Raw genomic sequence first — 16,087 nt, forward strand, 5'->3', positions numbered from 1 at the left:
TTAAGTACCCTTAATGAAGAAAGCGAATTACATAATAGCAATTGGGGCTTCGGCCGGGGGATTGGAGGCAATTCATGAATTTTTTGATAATATGCCGGAATATGGCAATCTCTCTTTCGTGATCATACAGCATCTATCCCCTGATTATAAAAGCCTGTTGGTGGAACTCGTCTCCAAGCATACGAACATGAAGGTAAGAGAAGTGGAGAAAGATATGCTGATAGAGAATGACTGTGTCTATGTAATTCCTAATAATAAAGAGATCATTATAGATCATGGTCGCCTGCAGTTACAACAAAAGCCATTGGAAAAAGCGCCCAATACTGCGATAGATACCTTCTTATTTTCTCTGGCTAAAGATAAAGGCCGTTATGCCATCTGCATTATCCTGTCAGGGACAGGTACGGATGGTACCCGTGGCGCCGGCGCTATTAAGAAAGCCGGAGGTATGGTGATGGTACAGGACCCGGAGACTGCCAAGTTCGATGGCATGCCCAGGAGTGCCATCAATTCAGAAAATGTCGATTATGTGCTGTCGCCGGAGTTCATGCCCGGAGAGATCTACAATTATATCCAGGATATGCCTGTACAGGTATTTGATGGAAAGATAGATGAAGCGCTGTTGCCTGAAATATTCCAGTTGGTAAAAGAAAATAGCGGTCAGGATTTCAATCATTATAAATCTCCTACTATTACCAGGCGCATTGCAAAGCGCATGGCCCAGTCCAATATAAAAAGCGTGGATGATTACCTGCAGTTGCTGCGGGGAAATCCGGAAGAGAATAAATTGCTTGCACAGGATTTCCTGATCGGGGTGACCCGCTTTTTCAGGGACAAAGCGGCGTTTGAAGTATTGAAAGACCAGGTGCTTGGTAAATTGTTAGAGAGTAAGGAAGAAGGGGCTATCCTCAAAATATGGGTCACTGCCTGTAGTACCGGCGAAGAAGTATATTCTATTGCTATTATGCTGGACCAGGCGCTCCATAAAAGAAACAAATGGCTGGACATAAAGATCTTTGCTACGGATATTGATAGTAACGCGATCGAATTCGCTTCCAAAGGTTGTTATCCTGCCAGTATAGTGAAAGAGGTAGAACCGGAAATCCTTAAAAAATATTTCATTAAGGAGGGTAATAAATACCAGATCGTTCCGCGTTTACGCAAACAGATCGTATTTGCGCGGCATAATATTCTTAAAGACCCTCCATTTATAAAAAATGATCTGGTTACCTGCCGTAACATGCTCATTTATTTTGATAATGTATTACAACGCCAGGTATTGGCCTCTCTTCATTTTGCCATGAATGGGGGAGGATACCTGTTCCTGGGACCCAGTGAATCTGCCGCTGTCATCCGGGGAGGGTTGGAAGAGATCAGTCCTAAGTGGAAGATTTACAGAAAGAACAATACTTCGAGGGCTGCCATGCCGGAAAACCTGTCCAGTCCCCTGGAGTATATCCGGCAGGCGCGTGAAATGAGGGCCAATGGCGTTCCTGAGAAACGGGTAGCAACAGAATTGCTGGAAGAATTCAGGGAAGTAATGGCGGATGATTATGGTTATGCAGCGGTATATATCGATAAGAATTACGAGATCCGTGAAGCGATCGGTAACTATAAAAAATACCTCTCTCTTCCTGAAAAGAAATTAAACCTGAACCTGTTAAAAATGATCCCGCCGGACCTTTCCATGGTATTGAATATGGCATTACGCCAGGCCTGGAAAACAGAACAGAAAGTGCCGGTAAAAGGAGTGAAGCTGAATAACAAAGACGGAGTGCGGGTGGTGAATATGCTGGTGAAACCCGGAACTAACAGCGGGCATCAGTATACACTGATCGTATTTGGAGAGGAACCGGAAAGGATCAGTGTATCGGATCATTATGTGGCCTCTTCTGATGCACATACTATTGGTGTGAATGATCATATTTTATCGCTGGAAGCCGAGCTGGGAGAAACCAGGACGAATCTGCAGATGGCTATTGAAGGACTGGAAACTTCCAATGAAGAGATGCAGTCAAGCAATGAAGAATTATTATCTGCCAATGAAGAGTTACAGTCCAGCAATGAGGAACTGCAATCTCTCAATGAAGAGCTGCATACACTGAATACGGAACATCAGCTGAAAATAAAAGAGCTGGTAGAGCTGAATGATGATATGGACAACTATTTCCGGAGTACGGATATAGGACAGGTGTTTGTGGATGTAAGGTTGCGCATCCGGAAGTTCAATCCTGCAGCGGTGAAGATGATCAATCTTATTCCTACAGATATAGGTCGCCCTATTAATCATATTTCTACCAATATTCAACAGGACAATCTCGTTGATGATATCAATGCCGTAATCCATAACAAGCATACGGTAGAAAAGGAGCTGATGCTGAGTAATGGTAATATGCATCTGATGAAGATCATGCCATATATCCGTCAGGATAAACAAACGGATGGCGCGGTGATCACCTTTGTGGACATTACGGCCATTAAGGAACTGGATATGCTGCTGAAGGGCGTGTTTAATGCCAGTACGAGTATGATCATGGCCTTTAAAGCGGTCCCCGGCGACTTCATGTTGCAGACAGCTAATAAAGCGGCAGAGCGGTTGCTGGGCAGGGACGCGATGAGGAAGAAGCAGGTGTCTATGTTATCTTTTCCGCAATTAACACAGAACGGATTATTTGATAAATATAATCAGGTAGTAGCGAAAGGCCGCGTGCTGCATACGGAATTTAAAACGAAGCTGGATGGGATGGATACGTGGTTTGAACTGGCAGCCGTTAAAACACAGGATGGTATAGTGATCACCTGTAATGATCTTACAGAGAAGAAAGATACGGAAGACCGCCTGCGTAAGGCCAATCAGGAACTGGAATCCAGTAATACAGAGCTGCAGCAATATGCATTTGTCGCTTCTCATGACCTGAAAGAGCCGCTGCGGAAGATCCATATGTTTGGTAATATGCTCAGGGAGCGGTATCAGGAAAATATGGAAGAGAAGGCGATAGATTACCTGAATCGCATTATCAGCTCCTCTTCACGTATGACCAATCTCATTAATGATTTGTTAAAATTCTCCCGCTTATCGCAGGTGAATTTCTTTGAGCAGGTGAACCTGGAAATAATTATTAAAGAGATCTTATCAGACCTTGAAGTCCTTATCCAGGAGAAAAATGCGATTGTGACCGTGAGCCCGTTACCTGTAATAGAAGCAGTACCAGGGCAGCTTAGACAGGTTTTTCAGAATCTTCTCAGTAATGCATTTAAATTCTCCCGTAAAGATATACAGCCGGTGATCAGCATCTCGGCTACCCGTCTTAAATACAAACGTTTTGATAGTCCGGCTGATTTAGACGGCCCTTACCTCTGTATTACGATCTCCGATAACGGTATTGGCTTCGATGAGAAATATCTCGATAAAATATTTGTGTTGTTCCAACGTTTACATACGAAGGACAAATTTGAGGGCACCGGTATCGGGCTGGCAGTTACCCGCAAGATCGTAGATAAACACAACGGACTGATTACAGCACATAGCCGTGAAAAGGAAGGCGCTACATTTACGATTATACTACCTGTAAAACAGGAACAGGTAGCAGGGTAATTTTCCTTAATTTTGCGCATTATTTTATATGCCACTTTAAACAATCCCTGATTATGATAAGGAGAATGCTCTCAGTATTTATTAGCATTGCTGTTTCTACTGCTGCTTTCGGACAAAGCAAAACTGTAATAGGTATCGCCCCTTTTAAAAGCGGTGCTTCTCAAAATAGTAATAACGTAGTTTCCTTACAGGAAACGGTTTCAGATGTATTTTCCCGCAATAAGCGGCTTACCCTGGTAGAGAAGGATAAGATGACCCAGGTGAAGGGCGACTCTGTACAAGCGGCAGATGCGGTGGACCCGCTGCTGCTGGAACAGGCAAAAGCTACAGGGGCTCAGTATGTTATCACCGGAAATGTTTCCAAAGCCGCTGTTGAGATCAAACAGACGAATATTCCTGTTATCGGGGTTACTACGGCCAATGTGGCAGAAATATCCTTTACCATGAGCGTGATAGATGTGGCAAGGGCAGAAGTGGTTGCCACCAGTACTTTTAATGGTAATGGCAGAGGGAAGATCGCTTTTGAAGATGCCCTGAAAGACCTTAAACCCCAGATAGAGAAGTTTATTAAGGACAATTTTAAGGTGACCGTCTCTATTGCGGAAATAGAGGAAAAGAATAGTAACGGCGGAGCGGCCAAGGTGTTAATTGTAGCGGGCAGCCTGCTGGGCGTGAAGGAACTGGATGAGTTCCGGGTATACGAATTGACGGAACTGACCGTTGACGGCAAGAAGATGACCCGTAAGAAGACGCTGGGTAAAATAGCCGTAGCTAAGGTAGAGGATGAGAATTTCTCTGTTTGCACAGTGCAGGAAGGCGGAATTGAGATTGCGAAGAAGGTGGAAGAAGGCGCAAAGATCAAGTGTGAGATGATCACCGAGTAAATTAAAATGCTTATATATGGAAGGGCGGTATCAGACATGATACGGCCCTTTTTGTTTGATTTTTATATTTATTTGTTTGATAAATATAGCCGGCAGTGTATCCGGACTATCTACCTTTGCTATATGAATAACAAACAAGTATGGTACGTTACCGGGGCCTCCAAAGGATTGGGGCTTGCCCTGGTTAAGAAACTGCTATCTGAGGGATACCGGGTAGCTGCTACTTCCAGGAATATTGCTTCTCTGACCCGGGCAGTGGGTACAGAAGAGAATTTCCTTCCCCTGGAAGTCGATCTTGGTAATGATGCATCTGTCGCCGCTTCCATGAAGGCAACGCATGAGAAATTTGGCAGTATCGATGTGGTCGTGAACAATGCCGGTTATGGTATTGGGGGCGCAGTGGAAGAATTAAGCCGCAAAGAGGTTGCAGACAGCTTTGATGTGAATGTATTTGCCACTATCACCGTTATGCAGAAGGCGATGCCTTACCTGCGTGCGCAGCGTTCCGGTCATATCATGAACATCGCTTCTATTGCAGGTATAGCCGGCGCTGTCGGATGGGCGGTATATGCTGCCGCGAAGAATGCGGTGATTGCCTTGTCGGATGTGATGGCACAGGATGTGAAGGCGTTAGGTATTAAAGTGACGGCTGTTGCCCCTGGTGCTTTCCGTACGCAATTCCTTTCCCAGGAGTCGCTGGCGCTTTCGGAGAACAAGATCGATGACTATCAGGATATCAGGGCTTCACATGCCAGGTACCTGGAGATGGATGGTAAGCAGATGGGTGACCCTGTAAAGGCTGCAGAAGCGCTTATTAAGGTCTCATTGATGCCTGAGCCGCCGGTATTGCTGTTTTTGGGCAGCGATGCTTATATGCGGGCTTCCGCTAAATTGAATGCAATGGTTGGGCAACTGGAACAGTGGAAGGATATTTCAGATTCCACGCAGTTGCAGGAATAAGTAGAGATTCACAAAAAAGCCGCCCGGGAATGACTCCCGGGACGGCTTACCTGGTTTTAAAATGAGCGCGCTTATATTTTATTCATTACAAATAACCCGTTCCTGAAAGGCATGATAAACCGGAGGAAGGTGCCGGTTAATGAATCATACCAGCTATACTCGGTGACTTTTTTATTATTGTCATTGCGGGTAACCTTTACGATATGAGAGAAGCTGGTGCTGCCAGGCAGGAAGTCTTCTCCCACGTATTCTATTTGGTGCGGATCTGCGCCATTCTTTTCAAAGGTGTAAAGGTTTATTGATGCCGCATACCCGTCTTTATACGGTAAAAATCCTATGAGATATTCAAAGAGGTTGGAATCAAAATAACCTGCATCTATCTTGTGGGTAGTATCTGTATAGGTATTATTCTTATGTACGACTGCATGCACAGCAATGTTATTGAATGCAAGGTCCATTTGCATAACGGGAGGGTTAGTGACCATACGCATACGTATGGGAGACAATGTTTTCAGGTCGGCAACAGTAGAGTCATACCTTTCAAAACCACCCGGGAAGTATTGGTGTTGTGACCTGGTCAGCAAGCCTTTTACGGTGTCTATGGTAATCATGTCTATAACCATCATCTCCATGATTTTTTTTCCAAGAGAATCATAAATCACGCCTTTATAAGTATTGGAGCATGATTTTAACAGGGCATAGTTAATTGTTTTGTCGCCGGGTCTGAGTATTGATTGTGCATATAGCAATGGGTAGAATGAAAACCGGAGCATGAAGCAAAACAGGATCAGGATGCGGGCAATAGTTCTGTTCATAAATATCTGTTTTATGAAATGAAATTGCGATTGTTATCTCCTGTAAACAATTGATTTCTATGCATAGGGGTGAGTTTTAAATATTCAGGGGAGAATATTCAAGATCTCAACCGTTGAAAAAAAGAGGGGAAGTATTTAAAATGCTGTAACGAGGCGCTGATAACCAGTATATTTGAAGGTATGATTTCCTTCAGCTCTCATATCTCTTTTCCCAAAGTACAATGGATCGTATGGTCTTTTGTATTGCTGTTGTTGTTTGGGATATATTTACAGAATGATTCTTTTGCAGAAGCAGCTACTTATGCTATTACAACTACCCTGTTTTATGCCATCGTTATTTATGGGAATGCGATGTGGCTTATTCCCCGTTTGTATGAAAAGGAGAGAAGAACTGCTTATATCATATTGATCATACTTTTCCTGATAGTGGTGTCCATTTGCAGGCTGCAATTACAGAATGCCCTGTACCTTCAATTCTTTTCAAAGGGAAAGCCTATGCCTGATAAGAATTCCAGCTATTTTGTGATGTATTATCTGTCCTATTTTCTTTCCAGTATCCTGATCTTCATCTTCAGTATCGCATTTCATTTGTCCATTGAATATTTCCGTGTACGCGAGCAACAACAGCTATTACAAAAAAGAACAGCAGAAGCAGAGTTGAAGCTGTTGAAGTCGCAGGTGCAACCCCACTTTTTATTTAATACGCTGAATAATATTTATTTTGTTGCACAACGGGAATCCCCGGATACAGCGGTGTTGCTGGAGAGGTTGTCTAATATCATGCGGTACTTTGTAGATGAAGGAACAAAAGACCTGATACCGTTAACGACAGAGATCAATTTTATCCACGATTATATTCATCTGGAGAAGTTACGGATGCGTCATCCGCTACAGGTGCAGTTTGATATTCATGGAGAGCCGGATAGTCTGCTGATACCTCCGATGTTGTTAATTCCCCTGATAGAGAATGTGTTTAAGCATGGTATTGATAAAAGATATGAGAACAATTTCCTGGTGGCGACTATCACCATCAGGGAGGAATCGCTGGATGCCGTTATCTCTAACAGGATTTACAGATCGGAATTGAAAAGTGGTAGCGGGATAATGAACCTTACTTCAAGATTACAGTTGCTGTACGGGAATCGTTATATATTTGAAACAAGTGAGAAAGATGCTTTATTCTATGCCCATTTAAATATCCCATTGTGAATACTATTACCTGTCTTATAGTGGATGATGAACCGAATGCGGTGCAATTGCTGGAAGATCATATCCGAAAAGTACCGCGACTGGTATTAAAGCAAAAGTGTTATGATGCTTTTGAAGCCCTGGCGTTTTTGCAATCGGACCAGGCTGATTTGCTGTTCCTGGATATACAGATGCCAGGGTTATCGGGTATGGAGATGGCTACTTTTTTAAACAAGGAACAACGGATCATATTTACGACCGCTTTTGCTAATTATGCACTGGAAGGATATGAATATAATGCGATAGATTATCTCTTAAAGCCTGTTACGTTTAAACGTTTCGTACAGGCGATCAATAAAGCGGTGTTATCGTTTCCGGCTGTTATGCCGGTTGCGCCTGCTGAGAATTTACCTGATTACATTTTTATCAAGTCGGGGAAGCAGATTATTAAAATAGCCTACATCGATATTTTATTTATTGAGGCACTGAAGGAATATGTGAACATTGTTTTGCCTGATGGGAAAGTACTGGCGTATAAAAGGATGAAGGATCTTGAAGAACAGTTACCGGAGAATTTTATCCGGATACATAATTCCTATATTATCAATATCCGGCATTTAGAGAAGATCGTAGATAATCATGTGATGATCGGTAATATGAAATTACCGGTGAGTAGTTCCTGCCGTCCGCAGTTGCTGGCGATGATTAACAGGAGACTACTGTAGATGGAGCAGCGAATCCGGCTGTATATCAATTGTATAAGCATATAAAAAAGCCGCCTCAAAATTGCTTCTGAGACGGCTTACCTTGTTGTATTGTTCCCTATTCTATATCTTCTTCATCTTTAACAGCATGTTTCACTGACCTGTTTCTTTCTACCCACCAGTACAGTGCAGGTATCAATAGCGGGGCGAAGATCAGTGTGCTGGTTAAACCACCGATGATAACGGTTGCCAGGGGCCTTTGTACATCCGAACCGATACCTGAGGAAGTCGCCGCCGGTATAAGACCAGCAATGGCAACGATCAGGATGGAGAGGATGGCGCTCAGTTGCTCTTTGGCTCCCAGGAAGATGCTCTGTTGCAGGGAGAGGTCCGGCCGTGTCCTGACCCTGTTAATGGCTGAGACAAGCAGTACTCCTGCCATCACTGATATCCCGAATATGCTCACAAAACCAACACCTGCGGATACGTTAAAATGGTATCCCCTGATAAGCAGTGCAACGATACCGCCTGCCAGTGCAAACAAGATACAACTAATCGTAACAAGGGTTTGCGGCATGTTACGGAATAGGATGAAAAGTACCAGGAAAACCATAACAATTGTAAGTGGTATTGTCATGGACAGCTGTTTGCCCGCACGTTGGAGGTTCTCATACTGACCGCCATACACAATGGAATATCCTTTAGGGATATGCAGTTTTGCGTTGATCTTATCGTTTACTTCAGCTACAAAACCACCCTGGTCGCGGCCACGGATGTTTGTGCGGACAGTCACCATACGTTTGCTGTTATAGCGGTAGATGTTTGTTTGTCCGCGTACGTACGAGATATCTGCCAGCTCATTCATGGGAATGAGTGCACCGGTAGCAGAAGGCACCTGCAGATTTTTTACAGATTCGATGGTATTGCGTTCGCCGGGCAGGTACCGGATGACCAGGTCGTAACGTTTGGTACCATCGTAAAGAGTGGAGATGGTTTTACCTCCGATGGCAGCTTCGATCATCGCCTGGATATCTGCCACATTGATGCCGTAGCGGGCAGCGTTTTCCCGGTTGATGTTAATGGCTATCTGTTCCTGCGGGCCTTCCTGTTCGATGTTCACGGATTCGGAGCCCTGCATATGTTTCACGATGTCGGAGATAGTATCTGCTTTCGCCCGCATCATGGTGAGGTCATCACCTACAATGGAGATGGCCAGATCCGCCGCACTACCGGTCACGATTTCCATTACCTGGTCGATGATAGGCTGGCCGGAAGAGAACTTCACGGATGGCATCGCCTTTTCAAGATCGTGACGGATATTGGTAACGAGTGTCTTTTTAGAGATGGTATCGCTCCAGAGTTTATATTCTTTTAAACCAACCAGGATTTCATTACGGTTGGCCGGGAACGGGTCCGTACCATCGTCATTACGTCCTGCCTGTGTGATTACAAAGGAGATCTGCGGATATTTGGCGATTACCTGCCTGATGAGCGGCGAGTAACGCGCGTTCTCCTGGATGGTAATACCCGCCGGGAAGTTCCCGCGGAGGAAGATAGAGCCTTCATCCAGTTCGGGCAGGAATTCCGTTCCCAGTTTAGCGCCGAACAATACCAGCATGATCACTACACCGAAGCCCACAATAACGGTCATTTTAGGCCGTTTAAGCGTGCCGCCCAGCACCTTGCCGTATTGCTTGCTGAGGAAGTCAAGCACCACGTTACGGTGCTCTTTCATGGGTTTATCGGTATTGTTGAACGCTTTCTTAAAGGCGAAGGAGATCAGCACCGGAATTAATGTCAATGCTGCCAGCATGGAACCGATTACCGCGAATGCCAGGGTAAGGGCCATGGGAGAGAACAGCTTTCCTTCCACGCGGGTCATCAGCAGGATAGGCATATATGCCAGTATGATGATGGTAACGGAGAAGAATATCTCACGGCCTACTTCCTGTGAAGAGCGAAGGGTGAGGGCAATAATCCCCCGCTTCTTTTCTTCCGGTGGCGCCGTCCGGTACGTTCGTATGAGATGCTCTGCCATTACGCAGGCGCCGTCTACAATGATCCCGAAGTCGATAGCGCCGAGTGATAACAGGTTTGCCGGAATACCGGTGAGGCGCATGAGTATGAATGCGAACAGCAGGGAGAACGGGATAGTGAGCGCCACTACCAGTGCACTGCGTAAGCTACCCAGGAAGAAGATAAGGATGATCACCACGATAGACACCCCTTCCAGCAGGGTATGCCCTACGGTTTCCAGGGAGTGGTCTATCAGGAAGCTACGGTCATAAAGGGTGCGCAGATGCACGCCTTTAGGCAGTTCGTCGCGTTCCAGGTCTTTCACTCTTTCTTTCAGGATTTTGAGGACCTCGCTGGGGTTTTCATAACGCCTCAGCAGAATGATACCTTCCACACCGTTGTTAGCGTTTGTTTTGGTCTCGTTGATGGTATAGCCCATTACACCGCTGGGCGGTGGTGGCGCTACTTCTACGGTAGCCACATCGCGCAGGTATATGGGCATGCCGTTGGCTGCTTTCAGCACGATGTTCTGGATATCCTGTTCTGTTTTCACCGCACCAAGACCACGTACTGCAAAGCCCTGTTCGCCGCGGTTGATGATATTCCCACCGGTATTCTGGTTATTCTTCTGTACGGCCTCTATTACATCCTGAATGGTTAAACTGTATTTACGCAGTTTATCCGGAGCCGTGAGGATATGAAACTGTTTGAGCGGCCCCCCGAAGGTGGTAATATCTGCGATGCCCGGCACCTGTAAGAGGTAGGGTTTGATGACCCAGTCCTGCAGGTCCCTGATCTCTGTAGGCGTATAATTGGGCGGTGCTTCAACAACGTAACGCAGGATTTCCCCTACGGCGGTAGTGAGTGGCGCCAGTTCAGGCGCTACGCCATCCGGCAGTTCCGCGGTAGCCAGTCGTTCATTCACCTGCTGACGGGCGAAGTAATCGTCCGTACCATCAGTGAAGGTAAGCTGTACCACGCTGAGGCCGAAGATGGTGCGGCTTCTGCGGTCAAGTACATTGGGCGTGTTCTGCAAAGCCCTTTCGATGGGGATGGTCACCTGTTGCTCTACCTCTTCAGCAGCGCGACCGGGATATTGCGCTACAATGATCACATTAGTATCTGCAATATCAGGATAGGCTTCTATTTTCAGCATGGTAAAACACCAGTAGCCTATGCCCATCAGGCCAAGCCCCATCAGTATAACTACCCACCTGTTCTTTAAAGAGAATATTAATAGGTTACGAATCATTGCGTGTGTGTTTCAATCAAAATCTAGAATCGTTCTACTTTACCGGTAACTATGAACCCGCTGCTTACCCGCTTACGCAGTTCTTTTAATACGTGCAGCACCTTTTCCTCTTCATCTATGAAGGTGATGAGCATCGGTGGTTCATCGAAACTAAACAGGCTATCCGGGCGTTTTACCTGGTGATGTTCACCAAAGCCTATTTGTCCGCGGAAGGCGGTAGCTCCTGCTACCTTATGTTTAAGTAAGAACTGTACGATGAATTCATATAAGGGTTGTGATCCGAATACTTCATCTTTATCTATAAATATCTGCGCTTGTAACATGTTGTAGATTTTAATATCCGAAGCTTAGACCTTTCAATTGCATGACGCCTCTCACAACTACTTTATCTCCATTCTGCAAGCCGCTGTATACGGCGATACGATCGCCGATCTGCTGACCGGTACGTACTTCACGCCTTGTAAAAGCGGTGGGGGATGTTTTTACGAACACATAGTTCTGTCCGTCTGAAGTCAACAGGGCATCCCTGCTTACGTTGATGTTTTTACTATCGCCTTTTACATCGAAGGTGACCATGGCAAACATTCCTGCGCGGATATCGCTGTTGGGAGTAGCCAGACGGATACGGATCTTTACCATACGGGTAATGTTGTCTATCACATCGGCAATACCTTCCACACGACCGGTAAAGGGTGTGTTAGGGAAAGAAGATAAAGTGATGGTGCAAGGGGAGCCTTTGCTGACATTATTCAGTTGGTTTTCCGGGATATCACAGATGACATAGGCATTGCCGGGAGCAGTAGCGCGGAGCACTTCAGGGTCGAACCCCGCTGCTTTAAGGTCGGATTCATGTTCTATCAGCTGTGTTTTTTCGTTGGCCAGGTTGGTCTGTTCTATGGAGAGATTAGACCTGGCTTCCAGGATATCTTTTCCGCTGGCAGCACCATGGTCGTACAGGTCCTGTGTACGGTCCAGTTCTATTTTACGTTGTTTGATATTGACTTCCCGGATATGATTGATGTTTACTTTATGTTGTATTAACTGGGAGTAATCGCTTTCCAGGTCGGGATTATCGAATAATACGATATTTTGTCCGCCTTCGGCCGAGCGTAATACAGTAGCGGCTACTTTTCCCGGCGCGTGTAAAGTACCGCTGAGAGTAGAGTCGCCTACCGGTTCTGTGATGAAGGTATTGGCAGAGGCGGTATCATCAAAGGTGATAACCTGTCCGTTATTTGTAATGGCAGGACCCGGATTGTCTGTTACAGCAGCTTTGTGTTCCTTAGCCCCACATCCCGCCAGCAGGAGGGTAGCGATTAAAAAATAGCGTTGCATATTATAATTGATTTATAAGGCCGGTGGCGAATAATAATTGTACATAACTCTGGTAGTATGCCTGCAGTGCATCATAATACAGCAGGCGGGTATCGTACCAGTTGCGCTGGGCATCCAGGAAGTCGATGATGGTAGTGCCACCGCGCAGGTAGGCATACTTCACGTTGTCCAGGATCTGTTGTGATTGTTGGAGGATACCTTCATACTTTTTGAGATTTTGTTTTTGCAGCTGGTAGGTTTTGTAGGAAGTCGCTACATCTGTCATTACCTGACGGCGGGTAGCGGCCAATTCCTGTTCGGCCTGTTGTTCCTGGATATGTGCTTTTTTGATCTCGCCCTGATTCCGGTTAAAGAAAGGGAGGTCTATAGCCCCGTAGAAGCCGATGTAAGGCACCGAGTTTTGCGGGTTATAGATCACTCCCAGCTGAGGTTGAGGTACGGCCATGGCCTGCTGGAACTTGATGTTGCTGCTGCGTTCATCAATGTTGCTTTTTGCCAGGACCACATCCGTACGGTTTTCCATGGTCAGCGTAATGAGGCTGTCCAGGGTAGCAGTAGGTTCTATTGACTGAACCAGGCTGCTGGTGTCGATGTCTACGCTATCGGTAGTACCAGTGAGCAGTTGTAGGTTTTGTAATTCATTTTTATAGTCCTGCATAAATACGCTCAGTTGCAGGTTGTACTGGTCCAGTAATACGCGGGTCCTCGTGAGGTCCGTTTGCGTGATTACCTGGTTTTTGTACCGAAGCTCATTGATCTTTACAAGGGTATCCAGATTGCCTCTGCTGTCATTCAGTAATGTCAGTCGCTTTTTTAAGACCCAGCATGTGATCCAGCTATTACCTACCTGCAGGGAAAGGTTCCTTACATTTTCCTGGTAGACATTACTGGCGAGGGTCACGTTCTTGTTGGCCGTTTCGATCTTGTATTTGCGTTGGTTGGGCCACTGGATTGGTTTGGTTACCTGGTACCATACCTGCCTGTTGTCTTTAGAGGACCACCTGGTACCGGGGGCAAACCGATCGGAACTGACCAGTTGCATGGTCTGATTGTTCAGATTGGGATTGGGCCGCAGTTTAGCGGTAATAACATCTGCCTGTGACGCGCCAATATTCATGTACTGGGCTTTTAACACCGGGCTGCTTACTCTGGCAGTATCTATTGCCGCTGCCAGCGTGTAGGTGGTTTGGGCGGTAGCAACATATCGTATACAGGAAAGTATCAATGTTGCTACAGCCAGGACGATCGTTCGCTTCATGAGATGCTGTTTGTCCGCAGTTTTATTAAATTTCCAACACAAAGGTTAACAATGCTGATAAGCAACAGAATATGCCGGCATGATTTTAACCAGTTTTTAATTTAAATATTAAACTTCATGATGGGTTGATAGTATAAGTATAAACAAGAATAAGATAGAAATGTTTGATTTCTAGCAAGTTGGGTATTGGCGCCACATGAGGGATGTGGCGCTGGCGGCTTAAAAAAAAAGAGAGGTTTTGGGGACTGAAAAGAGGACTTTCCGGATCAGATAGTTTTATGCTCCATTTGCTGGATAATATTTTCTACTTCTGCTTCTGTAGCCCTTAACCTTGTCTGGCAAAAAGTGATCAGTTCAGATGCCCGTTTTACTCTGGCGGCCAGTACGTCCACAGATACTGATTCTGTTTCTATTTCCCTGGCTATTTCCTGTAGTTCCTTATAGGCTGCTTCATATGTCAGACTCGTTTCCATCGATGATCGTTTTTGATGTGATTGTAGCATGTACAGCGGCATCTGCCAGTTGTACCGTGATAGTGTCTCCTGTTGAAAGGGAGGAGGCCCCTGTGACTACCTTCCCGTTGTGATATACCATGGCAAAGCCTTTTTTCAATAAGGCCGCAGGACTTAAGATCCTTATCACTGTAGCGTGATGTTGTAATTCCTGCTGTTGCTGTTGAAGTAGTTTACGGGCAAAGGACTGTATATTCTGACGAATGTGTATTAATTCCTGTAAGCGGCTGGCTGTTACCTGTCCGGGTTTGGCCAGTAGTTGCCCCGAAAGCTGCGCCATACCGGAACGTTGTTTTAACAGCAGGTGTCTGGCGGATTGGGGGATGGTTTGCCTGCACTGGCTGAGCCCTTCTTTGTAACCGGAGAGTAAGTCGCGGGAACGGTTTACAATATGCGCGTGCAGGGATGTTAACTGCTGCTGCCGGCCGGACACCGTCTGCTGCATGCGGATGATGATATTGCGTTGCTCTTTCAGCAGGGCATCTTCAAAAGAGCGGTTATGCGTGATGATCATTTCCGCAGCCATGGTAGGCGTTTTTACGGAAGTATGCGCCATGAGGTCTGTAATGGTCTCATTGATCTCATGCCCGATACCTGCTATAATGGGAATAGGAAAACCTGCTACTGCTTTTCCTATCTCGAATTTTTCAAATAAGAGCAGGTCTGTCTGTGCGCCGCCGCCGCGGATGATCACTACTGTATCGTATATTTTACCGGATGCTTTGATGGCGTCCAGTTGAGCGCATACCTGTGCTACATTTGCTTCTCCCTGTACGGTAGTGAAATAATTGTCCATGTAGAAAGTATATCCATGGATGTTATCCTTCAGTGATTTTTTAAAGTCCCCAAAACCTGCAGCAGAAGAAGAGGTGATCACAGCGATGCGCTGGATAACGGATTGCAGTTGTAAGGACTTGTTACGGGTGTGATAACCATCTGCCGTTTTACGGACGATATCTCCGCACTCTGTTACGAGACGCAGCAGGGTAGCCTGTTTCTGTTGTTCCAGTTGTCCTTTTGTAAAGCTGGTATCAATATCCTGTAAAGATAATTTTAATCCGTAGAGGGGATGGTATTCTACGGCTACTTTTATCAGCACATGCAGATCGTTCCCGAAGCGCTGGCCGGTGGCGCGTTCAAATTCTTTAATGCGCAGGGTACCCTGGCTCCAGGCATTGGCCTGGACCTTAGCCGTTAACTGATGCGTTTGCGGATCTTTTTCTACCAGGTCAAAGAAGTGAAATCCTTTGGCTGGATAATAAGAGTGGCCGGTAATATCTGCTACTACCCAGAAAGATTTTCCGGAAAAGGCATTTCTGATAGTGCCCTGGATAGCCGCTGTTAATTGCGATAATGTTATGTATGGATTTGTATTCACGTACGGCAACAAAGGTACGTTTTATAAGGCATGCACAAAAAAAACGACCGCCTGAACAGGCAATCGTTATATACTTCCACGTTATGAAAACAAATCCTAAAAAGCTGCGGTAGCTACTTTTTATATAGCAGCAAATTATGCGATTGCCTGCGTAATAAGGTTAATAACTGGTTAAACAATTCGTTAATGG

Annotated in this window: 12 protein-coding genes; 5 read left to right on the forward strand and 7 right to left on the reverse strand. The window is 45.6% G+C overall.

What is annotated here, in order from left to right:
* Positions 1-13 precede the first annotated feature (13 nt).
* The 3 genes from GO495_RS00250 (at position 14) to GO495_RS00260 (ending at position 5,439) form a co-directional block, all read left to right on the forward strand.
* On the forward strand, positions 14-3,595 hold the full coding sequence (locus GO495_RS00250) for a CheR family methyltransferase (protein WP_157297705.1): 3,582 nt from the start codon (positions 14-16) through the stop codon (positions 3,593-3,595).
* Between the two features lie 53 nt (positions 3,596-3,648).
* Positions 3,649-4,479 (forward strand): hypothetical protein, encoded by an 831-nt coding sequence (locus GO495_RS00255; protein WP_157297706.1) that lies wholly within the window; start codon positions 3,649-3,651, stop codon positions 4,477-4,479.
* A gap of 123 nt (positions 4,480-4,602) precedes the next feature.
* Entirely contained in the window at positions 4,603-5,439 is an 837-nt protein-coding gene (locus GO495_RS00260) for an SDR family NAD(P)-dependent oxidoreductase (RefSeq protein ID WP_157297707.1), read from the forward strand.
* A 71-nt stretch (positions 5,440-5,510) separates the two neighbouring features.
* Here the strand turns inward: GO495_RS00260 and GO495_RS00265 are convergent, their stop codons facing one another.
* On the reverse strand, positions 5,511-6,254 hold the full coding sequence (locus GO495_RS00265) for a DUF3108 domain-containing protein (RefSeq protein ID WP_157297708.1): 744 nt from the start codon (positions 6,252-6,254) through the stop codon (positions 5,511-5,513).
* Positions 6,255-6,434: 180 nt separating this feature from the next.
* Between GO495_RS00265 and GO495_RS00270 the strand changes: the two genes are divergently transcribed.
* Together GO495_RS00270 and GO495_RS32500 are read left to right on the forward strand one after the other, a co-directional pair.
* Positions 6,435-7,463, forward strand: a complete 1,029-nt coding sequence (locus GO495_RS00270) for a sensor histidine kinase (protein WP_157297709.1) — start codon at positions 6,435-6,437, stop codon at positions 7,461-7,463.
* Positions 7,460-8,167, forward strand: a complete 708-nt coding sequence (locus GO495_RS32500; protein WP_157297710.1) for a response regulator — start codon at positions 7,460-7,462, stop codon at positions 8,165-8,167. The genes GO495_RS00270 and GO495_RS32500 overlap by 4 nt, the downstream gene beginning before the upstream one ends.
* A 97-nt stretch (positions 8,168-8,264) precedes the next feature.
* Here the strand turns inward: GO495_RS32500 and GO495_RS00280 are convergent, their stop codons facing one another.
* The 6 genes from GO495_RS00280 to xseA all read right to left on the reverse strand — a co-directional run bounded on the left by GO495_RS00280 (position 8,265) and on the right by xseA (position 15,897).
* The gene (locus tag GO495_RS00280; protein ID WP_157297711.1) at positions 8,265-11,414 is read right to left on the reverse strand and encodes an efflux RND transporter permease subunit; all 3,150 of its coding nucleotides are present in this window, start codon (positions 11,412-11,414) and stop codon (positions 8,265-8,267) included.
* 23 nt (positions 11,415-11,437) lie between these two features.
* Positions 11,438-11,737 carry a DUF190 domain-containing protein gene (locus GO495_RS00285; protein WP_157297712.1) on the reverse strand — a complete coding sequence of 100 codons (300 nt, stop codon included), beginning with the start codon at positions 11,735-11,737 and terminating at the stop codon, positions 11,438-11,440.
* Positions 11,738-11,747: 10 nt separating this feature from the next.
* Positions 11,748-12,749 (reverse strand): efflux RND transporter periplasmic adaptor subunit, encoded by a 1,002-nt coding sequence (locus GO495_RS00290; RefSeq protein WP_157297713.1) that lies wholly within the window; start codon positions 12,747-12,749, stop codon positions 11,748-11,750.
* A 1-nt stretch (position 12,750) separates the two neighbouring features.
* Positions 12,751-14,007 (reverse strand): TolC family protein, encoded by a 1,257-nt coding sequence (locus GO495_RS00295; protein WP_157297714.1) that lies wholly within the window; start codon positions 14,005-14,007, stop codon positions 12,751-12,753.
* Positions 14,008-14,273: 266 nt separating this feature from the next.
* A complete protein-coding gene (gene xseB, locus GO495_RS00300; RefSeq protein ID WP_090101636.1) occupies positions 14,274-14,480 on the reverse strand; it encodes an exodeoxyribonuclease VII small subunit in 207 nt (68 codons plus the stop codon).
* Positions 14,458-15,897, reverse strand: a complete 1,440-nt coding sequence (gene xseA / locus GO495_RS00305) for an exodeoxyribonuclease VII large subunit (RefSeq protein WP_338075335.1) — start codon at positions 15,895-15,897, stop codon at positions 14,458-14,460. Before xseA ends, xseB begins: the two co-directional genes overlap by 23 nt.
* Between the last annotated feature and the right edge of the window lie 190 nt (positions 15,898-16,087).

The organism is Chitinophaga oryziterrae (assembly GCF_009758125.1).
In the GTDB taxonomy this organism is placed as follows: Bacteria; Bacteroidota; Bacteroidia; order Chitinophagales; family Chitinophagaceae; genus Chitinophaga; species Chitinophaga oryziterrae.